Annotated in this window: 14 protein-coding genes; 3 read left to right on the top strand and 11 right to left on the bottom strand. The window is 64.2% G+C overall.

What is annotated here, in order from left to right; translation table 11 throughout:
- Positions 1-36: 36 nt before the first annotated feature.
- The 9 genes from RX329_RS11855 to RX329_RS11815 form a co-directional block, all read right to left on the bottom strand.
- Positions 37-2358: a mechanosensitive ion channel domain-containing protein gene (locus tag RX329_RS11855; RefSeq protein ID WP_085385133.1), complete on the bottom strand. Its 2322-nt coding sequence runs from the start codon at positions 2356-2358 to the stop codon at positions 37-39.
- A 1049-nt stretch (positions 2359-3407) separates the two neighbouring features.
- A complete protein-coding gene (locus RX329_RS11850) occupies positions 3408-4358 on the bottom strand; it encodes a polyphosphate kinase 2 family protein (protein ID WP_085385132.1) in 951 nt (316 codons plus the stop codon).
- Positions 4318-5337, bottom strand: a complete 1020-nt coding sequence (locus RX329_RS11845) for a branched-chain amino acid ABC transporter permease (RefSeq protein WP_085350250.1) — start codon at positions 5335-5337, stop codon at positions 4318-4320. The genes RX329_RS11850 and RX329_RS11845 overlap by 41 nt, the downstream gene beginning before the upstream one ends.
- Positions 5334-6215 carry a branched-chain amino acid ABC transporter permease gene (locus RX329_RS11840; RefSeq protein ID WP_085385131.1) on the bottom strand — a complete coding sequence of 294 codons (882 nt, stop codon included), beginning with the start codon at positions 6213-6215 and terminating at the stop codon, positions 5334-5336. Before RX329_RS11840 ends, RX329_RS11845 begins: the two co-directional genes overlap by 4 nt.
- A 13-nt stretch (positions 6216-6228) precedes the next feature.
- Positions 6229-6933, bottom strand: a complete 705-nt coding sequence (locus RX329_RS11835; RefSeq protein ID WP_085385130.1) for an ABC transporter ATP-binding protein — start codon at positions 6931-6933, stop codon at positions 6229-6231.
- Positions 6933-7703 carry an ABC transporter ATP-binding protein gene (locus RX329_RS11830; RefSeq protein ID WP_085385129.1) on the bottom strand — a complete coding sequence of 257 codons (771 nt, stop codon included), beginning with the start codon at positions 7701-7703 and terminating at the stop codon, positions 6933-6935. Before RX329_RS11830 ends, RX329_RS11835 begins: the two co-directional genes overlap by 1 nt.
- A gap of 31 nt (positions 7704-7734) precedes the next feature.
- Positions 7735-9057 carry an ABC transporter substrate-binding protein gene (locus tag RX329_RS11825; protein WP_085385128.1) on the bottom strand — a complete coding sequence of 441 codons (1323 nt, stop codon included), beginning with the start codon at positions 9055-9057 and terminating at the stop codon, positions 7735-7737.
- Positions 9058-9151: 94 nt separating this feature from the next.
- Positions 9152-9856 (bottom strand): hypothetical protein, encoded by a 705-nt coding sequence (locus RX329_RS11820; RefSeq protein ID WP_085385127.1) that lies wholly within the window; start codon positions 9854-9856, stop codon positions 9152-9154.
- A gap of 29 nt (positions 9857-9885) precedes the next feature.
- The gene (locus RX329_RS11815) at positions 9886-10911 is read right to left on the bottom strand and encodes an ABC transporter substrate-binding protein (protein WP_018454353.1); all 1026 of its coding nucleotides are present in this window, start codon (positions 10909-10911) and stop codon (positions 9886-9888) included.
- Positions 10912-11049: 138 nt separating this feature from the next.
- On the opposite strand from RX329_RS11815, the gene RX329_RS11810 reads away from it, so the two are divergent.
- Positions 11050-11499 carry a cupin domain-containing protein gene (locus RX329_RS11810; protein WP_085350257.1) on the top strand — a complete coding sequence of 150 codons (450 nt, stop codon included), beginning with the start codon at positions 11050-11052 and terminating at the stop codon, positions 11497-11499.
- 39 nt (positions 11500-11538) lie between these two features.
- Here RX329_RS11810 and RX329_RS11805 read toward each other — a convergent pair whose 3' ends face one another.
- Positions 11539-12324: an ABC transporter permease gene (locus RX329_RS11805; protein ID WP_018454351.1), complete on the bottom strand. Its 786-nt coding sequence runs from the start codon at positions 12322-12324 to the stop codon at positions 11539-11541.
- Positions 12324-13142: an ABC transporter ATP-binding protein gene (locus RX329_RS11800; protein ID WP_085395022.1), complete on the bottom strand. Its 819-nt coding sequence runs from the start codon at positions 13140-13142 to the stop codon at positions 12324-12326. The genes RX329_RS11805 and RX329_RS11800 overlap by 1 nt, the downstream gene beginning before the upstream one ends.
- Before the next feature lie 134 nt (positions 13143-13276).
- Here RX329_RS11800 and RX329_RS11795 point away from each other — a divergent pair, with 134 nt between their 5' ends.
- Positions 13277-14059 carry an ABC transporter ATP-binding protein gene (locus RX329_RS11795; protein WP_085385125.1) on the top strand — a complete coding sequence of 261 codons (783 nt, stop codon included), beginning with the start codon at positions 13277-13279 and terminating at the stop codon, positions 14057-14059.
- A complete protein-coding gene (locus tag RX329_RS11790; protein ID WP_018454348.1) occupies positions 14056-15615 on the top strand; it encodes a glycine betaine ABC transporter substrate-binding protein in 1560 nt (519 codons plus the stop codon). Before RX329_RS11795 ends, RX329_RS11790 begins: the two co-directional genes overlap by 4 nt.
- Positions 15616-15621 lie beyond the last annotated feature (6 nt).

Below are 15621 nucleotides of genomic sequence, written 5' to 3'. Positions count from 1 at the left end.
TTTCGATTGGCAAGCCGACGTTTATGGACAGACTTTCTAGCCGACCGCTCGCCTGGGCGTCAGATGAGCGGCGCCATCAGCCGGCGGCGCGATGTGCATCAGGATGGTCTGGGTGGCGGATGCGACCTCGATGCCGTGGTGCTGGAAACGCTGCTTCATGCGGCGGTTGAATTCGCGCTGCACCGGCCAGCGGCCGGCCTCGGTGCAACGGATCTGGCCGACGATCGACACCATGGCGCCGTCGACCTTGTCGATGCCCCAGAGCTCGAGATCGCCGCGGATCAGGCTGCGGAATTCCACCTCGCGGCGCATCTCGTCGACGATGTCCTTGAGGATCTGGCCGGCGCGGTCGGTATCCTCCTTGTAGGCGACGTTGACGCTGACGGACGCATTGCCGGCGCCGCGGCTGGCATTGGTGATAGTCGTGACCGCGCTGAACGGCACGATGTGCACGGCACCGTCGCCGGCACGAAGCCTGATCGTGCGGATCGAGACGTTCTCGACCACGCCCGATAGCCCGGACACGCTGACGCTGTCGCCGACCTGGACGGTGTTCTCCAGCAGCAGGAACAGGCCGGTGATGAGATCCTGCACCAGCTTCTGCGAGCCGAAGCCGATGGCGATGCCGACGATGCCGGCGCCCGCCAGCAGCGGCGCGACGTTGACGCCGATCTCGCTGAGCGCCGTGAGCCCGACGACAGTGGCGATCACGCACAGCAAGGCCGTGCGCAGCATCGGCTGAAAGGTCCGCAGCCGCGCGGCCCGGGCATAGTGCCCATCGCGCGACAGCGTATTGATCTGGCGGTCCAGCAGCGCGTTGCTGGCTTCCCAGATCGCAGCTGCGATGAACACGGCAAGTCCGATCGTCACCACCGCCGAGATCAGCCGGCTGCCGATCTGGCCCCCATAAAACCATACGATGGCGTCGACGCCCCAGACTTCGAGCACGGCCACCAGGCCGATGAAGGCGATCACGCCGGATACGATCTTGCGCAGCAGCGGCAGGTAGCGGTTGGCGCGGATCTCGAGGCCCGGAAAGCGCTGGAGGATCTCGGGCTTGATGCGGAAGCCGCGGTCGATCAGGCCCAGCGTCAGCATGATGGCGACACGCGTGATCAGCGCCACCGCGATGGTGCCGACGAAATATTGCAGCAGCAACGAATAGCCGTTGCGAATGTTCAGCGCCCACACGGCCCACAGCGCAAGGTCGAGCGCGATGGCGAGATAGTGCCAGCCGCCCGCGATGCGGTTGCGCAGTCGCGCCGCGATCCCCTGCCGGTCGGCCGGCGCGCGGATCGCTTCGGCGACCTGGCGGCGGCATTGCAGGATGATGACGACGATGAAGAGATGCACGACCAGCATCACCATGCGCAGGAGCGCGGCATAGCCGCCGCGATGCAGGCCGAGCAGCAGCGCCACATTCGCAAAGGCGATGCCGGAGACGCCGACACCGACGATACGGCGCGCCCAGATCTCGATATAGGCGGCGGTTTCGGCCTTGACCGGAAACAAGCCGAACGGTCCCGCCAGCACACGGACCACACAGATGAGCCCGCGCGAGAACGCATAGGCGTTGACGACGGCGAGGATCACGAGACGGACGGTGGTGGGCCCCCCGATCTCGGTGCCGAGCAGCGCCGTGGCGACGCCGACAAAGACCAACACGGGTAGCAGCTCGAGCAGGAAGCGTCCCAGCACGAGCGGCAGCCGCAGCATGATTTGCCAGGCCCGCGCCAGGCTGTGGCGGCGCATGTGCAGTTCGGGCGCCGGGGTGACATCGGCCACGGATGACGGCGGATCGGCAATGGGCAACACCTGCACCGGCAGACGCGCCGTTTGCGGCATGCGCCCTTCCAGGAACACGACGGGGCGGCGGATCAGACGGAAGATCACCCATTCGGCGCAGAAGGCGCAGCCGAACACCAGCGCAAGCTTCCAGGCGATCTCGATCAGGAGATTGTAGGCCGCGGGATCGTTCGCGGTCCGCACGATCCAGTAATAGAACGCCGGGAAGTGCGTGAGCGTCCTGGCCATATCGGCGACGTCTCGCGAAATCTCGCCGATTTCCTCGGACACGGTGAGCATGAGCTGCGCACCGAGGCCGTCGGCCGCGAGCGGGATCGGCGATTTTGGCTCGGGCGCGGGCTGCTGTGCACCGGACGCATTGGCGATCGCGCGCAGCGTGTCGATCATCTGCGCGCGCTTCTTGTCGTCCTGCAGCGTTTCCAGCGCGCGCTTGGCCTCATCGGGCGACAACGCGGCAGCGCTACTCGTCGGCGGCGCGGCGCGGGCGCAGGAGAGAGATGAGATCGCGATCAAGAGCGCGGCGAGAAGCGCGGAGGCAAGCTTATGCGACACGAGGGATCCCTGGGAAAATGAATGCGACGGCGACGTCGGGCCCGTCACCGCCGAAGCACATGCATCATGTCGGATCGACGCTATTCGCCCGGGGGCTGTGTCGGAAGTTGGCCAATGAGGCGACATTCTCTTGGCATTTGCCGTGGTGCAGGAAACGGGAACCGCGGTCTCAAGGCAGGACGTGCAGCGATCGGAATGCAGGCACGCGGCTGGAAGCTCAACCGCGGCCATTCTTCGAGACGCCCGCCTGCGGCGAGCCCTCAGGATGAGGGATGAATATGCGGCAACATTTCAACGCAGTGGATGCAGCTGAGCCTCATCCTGAGGAGCCGCAGAACGCCGCGTCTCGAAGGACGAGGCGCTCGCTCAGGCGCCGCTCAGACGTCATATGCGACAGCCCTGATATGCGACAGCCCTCCGTCATTCCGGGAGTCGGCCCGGAATGACGGCCGTGAGGAGGAGGAAGAGAGAAGCACGATGTCAAAAGCACGGCGGCCGCGTCACGGCGCTCCGACGTGGATCGGTGTGCAATCGATGTGATGCACAATACAGCGCCGGGCAGGTAGGGGCTATGCCACACTGATGCAGCCCTCTAAACCTTGGCCCGGCGTGCCGTTCGCGGTTTTCTGCCGCTATGCGATAGTCCGAACGAGCTCCATCGCACTTAACGCGGCTGGATCTGCGGAGGTGGTGTCATAGACCTCCCCTTGCTCTTGATGTGGACGTTGCGCGTCGCTTGTTTGCGACCATTGAGATGGTCCTCCCGTGACGCAGAACTGTCAAGCAAGATCAACGGCGCGCAAATCACATTTGAGGGCGCGTTCCATCTGACTGCGACGGATTCGCTTGCAGCGAAATGCGAGATGTGGGCGAATTGCGAGGCCGCCCTTCCCGCCAATGTAGAACGCTTCTGCTACCGGTGGACGCGAGTACTGAGGAATTTGGGGATGATGACATCATGCCCCTGTTTTGCCCGACGAGTCAAACGATTTCGTTAAATCCGCAAGCGCTCGCGCTGACCTTCAAGTCATTGATTTCGTTATCCCCGGCTACTGTGCATGGGGTTGTTTTCGCGTTTTTTGTTTCTTGCCCGCCTTCTCCTCCTTCTCCAGCGCCTTGCGCACCTCGTCGAATTCACCCGCCGAGGCCTTGTCGGCGCGAGGGAAGCGCAGATCGAGCTTTTCGAGCGCCGCGACGATGGCCGACCCGATCACGACGCGCGCGAACCATTTGTGGTCGGCCGGCACGACATACCACGGCGCATGAGGCGTTGCCGTGTGCCGGACGATGTCCTGATAGACCGCCTGGTAGCGCGGCCACAGCGCGCGCTCCTTGATGTCGTCCATGGAGAACTTCCACTGCTTGGACGGATCCTCCAGCCGGTCGAGGAAGCGCTCGCGCTGCTCGTCTTTGGACAGGTTGAGGAAGAACTTCAGTACCACGGTGCCGTTGCGCGCGAGATAGCGCTCCCACGCACAGATGTCTTCGAACCGCTCCTTCCAGATGTTCTTGGTGACGAGCATTGACGGCAGCTTCTCCTTGGCGAGGACCTCCGGATGCACGCGCGTCACCAGGCATTCCTCGTAATGGGAGCGGTTGAAGATGCCGATATGCCCGCGCTCCGGCAGCGCGACCACGTGGCGCCAGAGGAAATCGTGATCGAGCTCCTTGCTGCTCGGCGCCTTGAAGGCACTGACTTCGCAGCCCTGCGGATTGATGCCCTCGAAGATCGCCTTGATCGCGGAATCCTTGCCGCCGGCGTCCATCGCCTGGAACACGATCAGTACCGACCAGCGGTCCTGGGCGTAGAGCTTCTCCTGAAACGCGATCAGCCGCTTCATGTTGGCATTGAGAATCTCCTGGGCCTTCTCCTTGTCGAGGTCGCCCTTCTCGTTGGTCTTGTGATCCTTGAGATGAAACTTGCCCGAACCATCGTAGCGGAATGGCGTAATGTAACGGTCAAGCTCCTGGGCGAGCGATTTGGACGACTTCTTGCTCATGAGCGCGGGACACCTTGCGTTGCGGCTTCAATCGGTCGAGCAAGCTACCAAGGATACCCTTCGGAAGGAATATGATGAAAAGCACCAGCAGCACTCCGTAGACGAGATTGTCCCAGCCGACCGCCTTGGTGCCGAAGCCGATGCGCAGGGTCTCGGCCAGCATAATCGTGATGATAGCGCCGAAGGTCGGGCCGAGCGAGACGAACAGGCCGCCGACGATCGCCGCGAACACCATCTGGAGCGACACCGCGATGCCGCTGACGGTATCGGGCGTGATGAACATCTGGTACTGGCAGTAGAGCGCGCCGGCCAATGCCGTCATCAGCGCGCTTAGCAGCGTGATCTTCAGCTTCTCCGCGGTGACGTCGACGCCGGCGGCGGCCGCGGCGTCCTCGTCCTCCGAGATCGCCTCCAGCGCATAGCGGGCCATGCTGCGGTCGACCCAGTGCCAGACCACGATGCCGAAAAGCCAGACCCCGAGCGCGATCAGGTACCAGGTGATCTTGTCGTCGAATTGCAGCGACCAGAGCTTGTTGCCCGCGGCCCGGTTCGGCGTGTAGCCGAGCGAGCCGCCGGTGTAGTCGCGCGTCGCCGTGATGACCTGGAGCACGATGCCTGAGAGCGCGAGCGTCACCAGCACGAAATAGTGCCCGGTGATGCGGAAGCGAAAACAGGGATAGCCGACGATCAGCGCCAGCGCGCCGGCCGCGACCATGCCGATGGGGATGCCGATCCAGGGCGACCAGCCCAGGTGATTCCAGAGTAGTGCGGTGACATAGGCGCCGATCCCCATGAACCCGCCATGGCCGAGCGAGACGAGGCCGAACCGCCCCATCATCGACCAGGACGTATAGGCGAACGACCAGATCAGGATCAGCACCAGGATGTGCAGATGATAGGGATCGCGATAGACGAAAGGCAGCGCGACCAGCGCCGCCAATCCGATCCCCCAAGCTGCAAGCCGTCTCCGCCCCATCATCGGCGCCTCGCGAGCAGGCCCGCGGGCCGGATGAACATCATGACGATGAAGAACGCGAAGGCGAGCACATAGCCCCATTCGAGATCGGAGAACAGGCCGCCGAGCGAGATGATCTCGGCGAACACGAAGGCGGCGATGAAGCCGCCGATGAAATTGCCGAGGCCCCCGAGCACGCAGATCAGGAAGGTGATCGGCCCGAATGACAGGCCGACGAAGGGATGCACGTCATATTGCAGAACCAGCAGGCAGGCTGCGAGCCCGGCCAGCCCCCCGCCGATCGCAGAGGTAATGAGATAGATCCGCTTCGTGTCGACGCCCATCAGCGCCATGATCTGCCGGTCCTGCGAGATCGCGCGGATCGCGGTGCCGGTGAAGGTCCGTGTCATGAACAGATAGACCGCGACCATGCCGACCAGCGCAGCCAGGAAGGACAGAAGTCGTGCGTAGCTGAAATTCATGTCGTCGAAGGCGAGCACCGGCAGGCGGATGCCGAGGTTGCGGAAGTCGATGCCGAAGGCGACGGTGGCAAAGCTCTGCAGCACGAACAGCACCCCGCCGGTCGCCAGCAACTGGTTGATCGGCGGCGCGGTGAGGAGCGGCGCGATCACGAGGTAATGTAGCGCCGCGCCGAGCACCGCGACCAGCAGGATGGTGAGCGGCGCGGCGACGAAATAGCTGATGCCGTAATACTGCACCAGGAAGTACATGGCGTACATGCCGATCATCACCAGCTCTGCGTAGCAGATCCAGGTCACGTCGATGACGCCGAAGATCAAATTGAGCCCGAGCGCGAGCAACGCCAGCACGCCGCCGAGCAGGATGCCGTTGATCACGGCCTCCAGCAGGTAGATGTCGAAAATGTCCAGAAATGCTTGCATGCCTGCATGAACCTCACACCCCGAGATACGCTTCCTTGACCGTGTCGCTCGCCAGCATCTCGGCCGAGGTGCCTGAGGACCTGATCGTACCCGCCTCGATCAGATAGGCGCGATCGACCACTTTCAGCACCTGCTGCACATTCTGCTCGACGATCAGCACGGTCAGCCCGCTGGCGCGGATCCGCTTCACCAGCTCGAACACCTGCTGCACCACGACCGGCGCGAGCCCCGCCGACGGCTCGTCGAGCAGCAGCAGCTTTGGATTCGACATCAGCGCGCGGCCGATCGCGCACATCTGCTGCTCGCCGCCGGACATGGTGCCCGCCATCTGGTGGCGGCGCTCCTTCAGGCGCGGAAACAGCTCGAACACCACGTCCAGCCGCTCGGCATAGTGGCCGCGCGCCTCCTGCATGAAGGCACCCATCTTGAGATTGTCGTCGACCGAGAGCTGCGGAAACAGCCGCCGGTTCTCCGGCACATGCGCGATCCCGAGGCTGACGATCTTGTGCGGCGGCGTGGCCACGACGTCGACGGCTTCCATTTTGATCGATCCACGCGAGGGGCGGATCAGGCCGGAGATGACGCGCATCAGGGTGGTCTTGCCGGCCCCGTTCGGCCCGATGACGCCGACGGCCTCACCCGCCCTCACGTCGAGATCGACGTCGAACAGTGCCTGGAACGTGCCGTAGCCGGCGCTGACGCCGCGGAGCTCAAGCATCACTGCCCTCCCGCGCGGCGGCGCACTGCGGCGGCCGCGGCCTGCGTGGTCTCGGCATCGGTGCCGAGATAGACCTCGATGACGCGCGGATCGCCGGCAACGGCACTCGGCAAACCTTCGGAGATCTTCTCGCCGTGATCGAGCACCATGACGCGATCGACGACGCGCATCAGCACGCCCATGATGTGCTCGACCCAGATGATGGTGATGCCGAGCTCGTCGCGGATGTTGCGCAGCATGTCGGCCGCCTGACCCATCTCGGCCTCGTCGAGGCCGCCGAGGCTCTCATCGGCCAGCAGAAGTTTTGGCGCGGTGGCGAGTGCTTTCGCCAGTTCGAGCTTTTTCAGGCCGGCTGCGCCGAGGCCGTCGACGCTGGCATGGCGATCTGTCGGCAGACCGACCATCGCCAACGATCGCTCGGCCGCCTCCTCCGCCTTGACGCGGCTGTGGCGGCCCTGGCCGTAGAATCCCGCGAGCGCGACGTTCTCGAAGATCGTCAGGCGGCGGAATGGCCGCGGGATCTGGAAGGTGCGACCGATGCCGCTGTTGATGATCCGGTGCGGCGGAAAGCCCGCGATCTCGGAGCCGTCGAACAGGATCGAACCGGAAGTCGGCGCCAGCGTACCCGAGAGCATATTGAAGATCGTGCTCTTGCCCGAGCCGTTGGGGCCGATCAGGCCGAGGATCTCGCCCTGATCGACTTTGAACGACACATTGTTGACGGCGGTGAAGCCACCAAACCGCTTCACCAGCCCGCTGACTTCCAGCACCGTCCCGCTCTCCTCTCTGCGCGCATTTGCGCTACTGGTTGCTGTAGGTGGTGCCCTTCGGCAGCGGCAGCACGGCCTCGCGCTGCGCCTGGCTCTTGGGCCACACCACGGAGGACTTGTCGTCGATGTACTGGATCACGACCGGGAACGAGCGCTCGTTCTGCCCGGCCATCGGCGTGCCCTCGCCGTAAAACTTCACGCCGAAGCCGAGCATGGTGCCCCCTTCGGGAATATCAGTATCGAGGGCAGCCTTGCGCAGCGCATCCGGATCGACCCCGCCATACTTCTTGATCGCGCGCGGCAGCACGTCATTCATGAACACATAGGTGTTGGACGCACCGATGCCGACATGCGCCGAGCGGATCGCGACGCCGGGCCGGATCTTGTCGAATTCCTCGCCAACCATCTTGATCACAGGCGGGAGCTTGGGATCCATGGTCTTCTGGTTGGCAAGCCAGATCGAGATCGGGTCTGTGTTGAAGATGTAGGTGGCATCGGCTCCCATGCCTTCCTTCAGTTTTTCATAGACGCCGTAACCCGCGCCGTGCCCCATCAGCGCGCCGAACTTCAGCCCCTGCTCGCGCGCCTGACGCAGCAACAGCGTGATATCAGGGTTGTAGCCAGTGTGGAAAATGACATCGGGCTTGGCGCGCTTCAGCTTGGTCACCAGCGCGGAGAGGTCAGGCGCGGTGGCTGAATAACCCTCCTTCATCACGACGTTGAAGCCCGCCTTCTTCGCGCCGGCCTCGTTGCCTCTGGACACGTCGACGCCATAGGCGCCGTCCTCGTGAATGATGGCGACGCGCAGATCCTTCGGCTCCTTGTCGAACTTCGCCTTGGCGTTCTGCGCGATGAAATCCATCGTCATCATGCCGAACTGGTCGCCGCTCGCCTGCGGGCGGAAGACGTATTTATAACCCTTCTCGTTGAACACGGCCGACGAGATGCAGGTCGTCATCCACATGAACTTCTTGAGCTGCTCGACGCGGGCGGCCACCGGCACGCATTGCGCCGAGGAGAAGAAGCCGAGCACCATGTCGACCTTTTCCTGCTCGAGCAGGCGGACGGATTCGTTGATCGCGATGTCGGGCTTGCTCTGCGCGTCGGCATAGACCGCTTCGATCTTGTAACCCTCGACGCCGGTCCTGGCGAAATGGTCGAGGATGATCTTTGCGCCGATATAGCCGAGCTCAGAGCCGCCGCCGGCGAGAGGCCCGGTCAAATCGAAAACGACGCCGATCTTGATCTTCTTCTCTTTGCCTTGATCCTGAGCCTGGGCGGACGCCGCCAAGCCCGTCGCTGATATCGCGACCAACAGCCCACGTACCAAACGGGCAGCCATGCGCACGCGCATCAAAACCTCCCTGGACGATTGTGCATTGCATTCTTTTTGGTTTATATTTTCGCCCATCACATGGGCTGAGCGCAGCGATGTCAAGCCTCGCGCATCAGCGCAACGCGAACTGCTGCTCGACGAAGGCCGTGACAAATCGCGGCATGGACGGCGTGAGATCGCTCACCCCGCGCACGAGATGAATGGCCGAGAGCTCTGGCTCGGCCTCGCCCGCCAGATTGGCTTCGATCCGCGCACGCGCCACATCACCCGGCATGTCCAGGTTGACGATTTGCAACATCGCAATCGTCGGGCCGGTGACGACGCAGTGCCAGTCCGGCTCGACCCGATAGTCGGCGGCGGTCAGGCCGGTCTCTTCCTCGAGTTCGCGGATCACGCTGCCAGGAATGTCCAGCGTGTGGCCCCTGACGTCTTCGAGATCGGGCGTACCGGACGGGAAATAAATCCGGCCCGCATTGGCGGTGTGCTGCGCCATCTCACCCATGACGAAGGCGCCGTCGGAGGCGCGCAACGCGCCCATGCCAAAACCGTTGAACACGGCCTTGTCGGGAAAACCCCAATCGCGCCAGGCGAGGAAGCTCGCGAAATCGGTCTCGAAATAGGTCGCAGAAAGATGCCCGTCGGCGAACGTTGCATCACGCCCGAGCAGGACGCGACCGTTCCAGATCTTTGGCCGCTCGCGCTGCTTCTCGGCGAAATGCGTGGCGATCTCGGCGCGCCGCTCCTCCGCGAACGCCCAGACGATCGGCCGCACGGCAAGTTCAAGCGTCGTGACCCGATGAATGATTGGTGACGTCATGACGCCTGATGACCACGCCTTCGCGTCAGTTATTTGACGCTTCCCGTGGTCTTCTTGGCCTGCTCGACATACTTGTTGGTGAAGGTCTTGCTGACGTCGATCTTGGCGTTGGCGACCTCGGGCGATCCAACGCTGAACACCGCGAGCACGGCGTCTGCACCCTTCGGGTCCATCTTGCCGGTCTCGGAGAACATCGGGATCGTGTTCTTGAGTGCCGCGAGATAGAGGTCCTTGTTCTTGCCAACCGTCTCCTCCGGCATCTTCGCCATGATCTCCTCGGGCGAGTGCGAGTGGATCCAGGCGAGCGTGCCCAGGATCGCGTTGGTCAGCGCCTGCGTCTCCTTCTCGTGGCCGGCGACCCAGGCCGCGGTCGAGTACAGCGCGCCGCCCGGATATTCGCCGCCGAACGTCTCAAGCGTATCCTTTTGCGTGCGGGTGTCCGAGAGGATGCGCAGATCCTTGTGGCTGCCCTGGAGCACGGTCACGGAGGGATCGAGCATCACGGCCGCATCGATCTGGCCCTGCTCCATGGCGGCGACCGCAGTGGCGCCGAGGCCAACGCCGATCACGGCGGTGCTGGCGGGATCGACGCCATTCTTCTTCAGCATATACTTCAGGAAGAAGTCAGTGGAGGAGCCGGGCGCGCTGACGCCGACCTTCTTGCCGGCGAGGTCCTTGATCGACTTGATCTCGTTGGTGTGCGACGGCGAAACCACCAGCACGAGGCCGGGATAACGGTCATAGACCACGAAGGCCTGAAGCTCCTGCTTCTTGGCCGCGAGGTTGACGCAATGGTCGAAATAGCCGGAGACCACGTCGGCGCTGCCGCCGAGCACGGCCTTGAGCGCGTCCGAGCCGCCCTTGAGGTCCACGAGCTCAACGTCGAGACCCGCCTTGTCGTATTCGCCGAGCTGCTTTGCCAACACCGTCGGCAAATAGCACAAACAGGAGCCGCCGCCGATCGCGATCGTGACCTTGCTTTGCGCCGCGGCAAGACCGGTGGTGAGCGTCAGCGCGAGCAGCGCGCCCGCGAGCCTGGCTATCGTGTTCTTCATTGGTTTCCTCCGTTCGGCTGGCGGCACCATAAAGCAGCCGGGCTGGCTTGAGAAGCAGGACCGAAGGCGCTGGCCATCGGCCTTTCGGCGCAATAGCATGAAGCCCACAAGAACAATTCTTGATGGGGAGGATCATCCATGAATCGCCTTGCAATCGGACTGTCGATCGCCACCGCTTTTGCCGCCGGATGCGGCGCAACCCACCTGCTGCGGCCGGCGCTGGCCGCGGAGAACATCACTCCGCAGATCATCCACACCGGCGAGATGGAGGGCGACGCGCTGGGGAACGCCAACGCCGTCGGCTACCGCTCCAAGACGTTCGCAAGCGCCGATGGCGCCACCATCTCGATCCAGGTCGGCAATGTGCCCAAGCACATGCATCCCAACACCAACGAGATCCAGTACATTTTAGAGGGCACCGGCACGATCTGGTTCGGTGACAAGGAAGTCACGGTGAAGCCGGGCGACCTCGTCATCATCCCGAAGGGGACGCCGCATGGCGGCACCAAGCCGATCAGCGGACAGGTCAAGGCGATCGCGATCAAGACGCCGCCGCAGGCGCCCGATGACACCAAGCTGCTGGACTGATCGATCCGGCGCTCGCGCGTTGCGCCGGCCCCTTGCGGCCTAGCCGCGTCCGTCCACGGTCGGGCGCCACACCAGCAGTCTCCGCTCCACCAACGTCACGCCAAAGTCGATCAGGATGACGAAGGCCGACAGCACGAACATGCCGGCGAACACGCCGGCGACATCGAAGATGCCTTCAGCTTGCTGGATGAGATAGCCGAGCCCCGCCGCCGATCCGAGATATTCGCCGACGACGGCACCGACCACGGCAAAGCCCACCGACGTGTGCAGCGAGGAGAACATCCACGACAGCGCCGAGGGCCAATAGACGTGCTGCATCAGCTGCCGCTCGCTCATGCCGAGCATGCGGCCGTTATCGAGCACGGTGCGGCTGACCTCCTTGACGCCCTGATAGACGTTGAAGAACACGATGAAGAACACCAGCGTCACGCCGAGCGCGACCTTGGACCAGATGCCCAGCCCAAGCCACAGCGCGAAGATCGGCGCCAGCACCACACGCGGCAGAGCGTTGACCATCTTGACGTAGGGATCGAACACCGCGGCGACCAGCGGCTGGCGCGCGAACCAGAAGCCGATCAGCACACCGCCGGCCGATCCGATCACGAAGGCCAGGATCGATTCCGTCAGCGTGATGCCGAGATGCTTCCAGATCACACCGGACGAGAACCATTTGACGATCTGGGCGAAGACATCGACCGGATTGGAGAAGAAGAACGGCGGCAGCAGGATCTTGCCGAACACGGGCACGGTCGACAGCAATTGCCACAGCGCGAGGCAGACCACCGCGACCAGCACTTGCAGCGTAAGCAGGGTGACGCGCGACATCAGACCGCCTCCGCCGCTTGCGTGGACTGCGCATAGCCCTTCATGACCTCGTCCTTGAGCACGCTCCAGATCTCGCGATGAAGCGCATGGAATTCCTTGTCCAGCCGCACTTCGAAAATGTCGCGCGGGCGCGGCAGGCTCACGCGCCAGTCGCCGATGATGCGGGAGGACGGCCCCGCCGACATGATCACGACGCGGTCGGCGAGCGCGATCGCCTCTTCCAGATCATGGGTGACGAACAGCACGGCCTTGCGGTCAGCGTTCCAGAGGTCGAGCAACAGGTTGCCCATCACCTGCCGGGTCTGTGCATCCAGCGGCCCGAACGGCTCGTCCATCAGCAGGATCTTTGGATCGCGGATCAGCACCTGCGCCAGCGCCACGCGCTTGCGCTGGCCGCCCGAGAGCATGTGCGGATAGCGGTTGGCGAAGGCGCCCAAACCGACCGAGGTCAGCCATGTCTGCGCCCGCGGCAGTGCCTCGCTGCGCGGCGTGCCGCTGACCTCGAGCCCGATCGCGACGTTGTCGAGCGCGGTCTTCCAGGGGAACAGCGCATCGGCCTGGAACAGGTAGCCGGCGTCCCGGTTCAGCCCGGCAAGTGGCTGGTCGAATATCCTGACGCTCCCGGCAGCCGGCTTCAGCAGCCCGGCCGCGACGTTGAGCAGCGTCGATTTCCCGCAGCCGGTCGGGCCGACGATGGCGACGAACTCGCCCTGCGCCACCGTCAGATGCGCCTTCTCCACCGCCGTATAGACCCGGCCATCGCCCAACTGGAACGCGACCTTGGCATCTTCCAGCGCCACTGCCGTAGGCGTTATCATATGCTTCCTCCGAACTTGGCCCGATGCCTTAGCCGCTCGCGCGACCAAGTTCAATCAAGCCGCCAAGCGTGCTACGCATGGGCCTTGTCATCCCATCCCTCTTTGGGGCGGGTCAGCGCAGTGAGCCCCGCCCGATGCCGTCCAGGCCGATGATTGGCTATGCCCACGTCACCAAGAGCTTCGGCGCGCTCAAGGCCGTGGACGATGTGTCACTCGACATCCCCGAAGGCGAATTTGTAGCCGTCGTCGGCGGCTCGGGTTCGGGCAAGACGACGCTACTGCGGCTCGCCAACCGCCTGATCGAGGCGGATGGGGGCACGATCACGGTTGAGGGCGACGACGTGCAATCCGTCGATCCGGTCGCGCTGCGGCGCCGCATCGGCTACGTTTTCCAGAGCGGCGGACTGTTCCCGCATCTGAGCGTCGCCGACAATATCGGGATCACGCCGAAGCTGCTCGGCGTCTCGGCAGCGGATATCGCAACACGGGTCGATGAGTTGCTCGAGCTCGTGCAGCTCGACCGGGCCGCCCATCGCGGGCGGTTGCCGGATGCGCTCTCGGGCGGCCAGCGCCAGCGTGTCGGCGTGGCGCGGGCGCTTGCGGCAAGGCCCCGCATCGTGCTGATGGATGAGCCATTCGGCGCGCTCGATCCCCTTACCCGCGATGCGCTCGGCGACGATTTTCGCGAGCTGCACCGCAAGCTCGGCCTGACCACCGTGATGATCACCCACGACATGACGGAAGCGATTTTGCTGGCCGACCGCATCGCGGTGATGCGCAGCGGGAAGCTGCTGGCGCAGGGCACGCCAGTGGAGCTCTCGAAAAGCAGCGACGCCTACGTGCTGGAGCTGCTGCGGACGCCGCGACGCCAGGTCGAGCGATTGAACGCGCTGCTGCTAAAGGGCGGGGCGGCATGAGCCTTTTCACCGATCCGCGTTGGGGCGAAGCGCTGGCGCATTTGCCCGACTATCTCGGCAACCACGTGCGGGTGAGTCTCGCCGCGCTTGCGCTCGGCCTGATCGTCAGCCTGCCGCTGGCGATTCTGACGCGCAACCGTCCCACGCCGCGCGCTGTGCTGCTCGCGCTCGCCAGCATCGTGCAGACGGTGCCCGGGCTGGCGCTGCTCGCGCTGTTCTATCCGCTCCTGCTGCTCGCGGCCTCCGTGGCGCTGGCCTGGTTCGGCGTCTCCTTCTCCGCTTTCGGCTTCCTGCCGGCGATGCTGGCGCTGGCGCTCTATTCGATGCTGCCGGTGCTGCGCAATGGCATCACCGGCCTCAACGGCATCGATCCCGCGCTGATAGAGGCTGCCAAAGGCGTCGGAATGACCGCGCGGCAGTCGCTGGTGATGGTTGAACTGCCGCTGGCGCTGCCGGTCATGATGGCGGGGATCCGCACCGCCGCGGTGTGGGTGATCGGCACCGCGACGCTGTCGACCCCGATCGGGCAGACCAGCCTCGGCAATTACATCTTTGCCGGGCTCCAGACCCAGAACTGGGTGTTCGTGCTGTTCGGCTGCTTTGCCTCGGCCCTGCTGGCGCTCGCCGTCGATCAACTGCTCGGCCTGGTCGAGAGCGGCCTGCGCTGGCGCAGCCGCGTGCGTGCGGCGCTTGGCGCGGCCGGGATCGCGGCACTGGTCGCCGCAACATTGGTGCCGACGATGGGGCGCTCGTCACAGAACTATGTCGTCGGCGCCAAGACGTTCGCCGAGCAGTATGTGCTGTCGGCGCTGATGCGGGACCGGCTTCAGGCCGCCGGTCTCGCCGCCGTCGCACGCTCCGGTCTCGGCTCAAGCGTGATCTTCGAGGCGTTGAAAGCCGGCGATATCGATCTCTACGTCGATTATTCCGGCACGCTCTGGGCCAATCAGCTTCACCGCACGGACATCAAGCCGCGCGCGGAGCTGTTGGCGGAGCTGCAGACAACGCTTGCGAAGGAGAACATCACCCTGCTCGGCGAGCTCGGTTTCGAGAACGCCTATGCGCTGGTGATCCCGAAGAAGCGCGCCGAGGCGCTTGGCATCCGCACCATCGCCGATCTCGCCGCGCATGCTTCGACCCTGTCGATCGCCGGCGACTATGAGTTTTTCTCGCGACCCGAATGGGCGGCGCTGCAAAAGGCCTATGGCCTCTCGTTCCGCGCCCAGCGCCAGATGCAGCCGGACTTCATGTATGCGGCCGTCGCCAGCGGCGAGGTCGATGTCATCGCCGGCTACACCAGCGACGGGTTGATCGCAAAATACGATCTCGTTGCGCTCGACGATCCCAGGCACGCGATCCCGCCCTACGATGCGATCCTGTTGCTGGCCCCAAAGCGCGCCGGCGACGAACGGCTGCGGGCCGCGGTGAAGCCGCTGCTCGGCAAGATCGACATCGCGACCATGCGCGAAGCTAATTTGCGCGCCGCCGGCAATGACGCGAATTCGTCGCCGGATGCAGTGGCGAAATGGCTATGGGAGAAGGTGGGTGGGCGGTAGCCGCGA

The sequence above is a fragment of the Bradyrhizobium sp. BWC-3-1 genome, from assembly GCF_032917965.1.
Taxonomy (GTDB): domain Bacteria; phylum Pseudomonadota; class Alphaproteobacteria; order Rhizobiales; family Xanthobacteraceae; genus Bradyrhizobium; species Bradyrhizobium canariense_D.
This window is presented reverse-complemented; position numbering and strand designations above follow the sequence as displayed.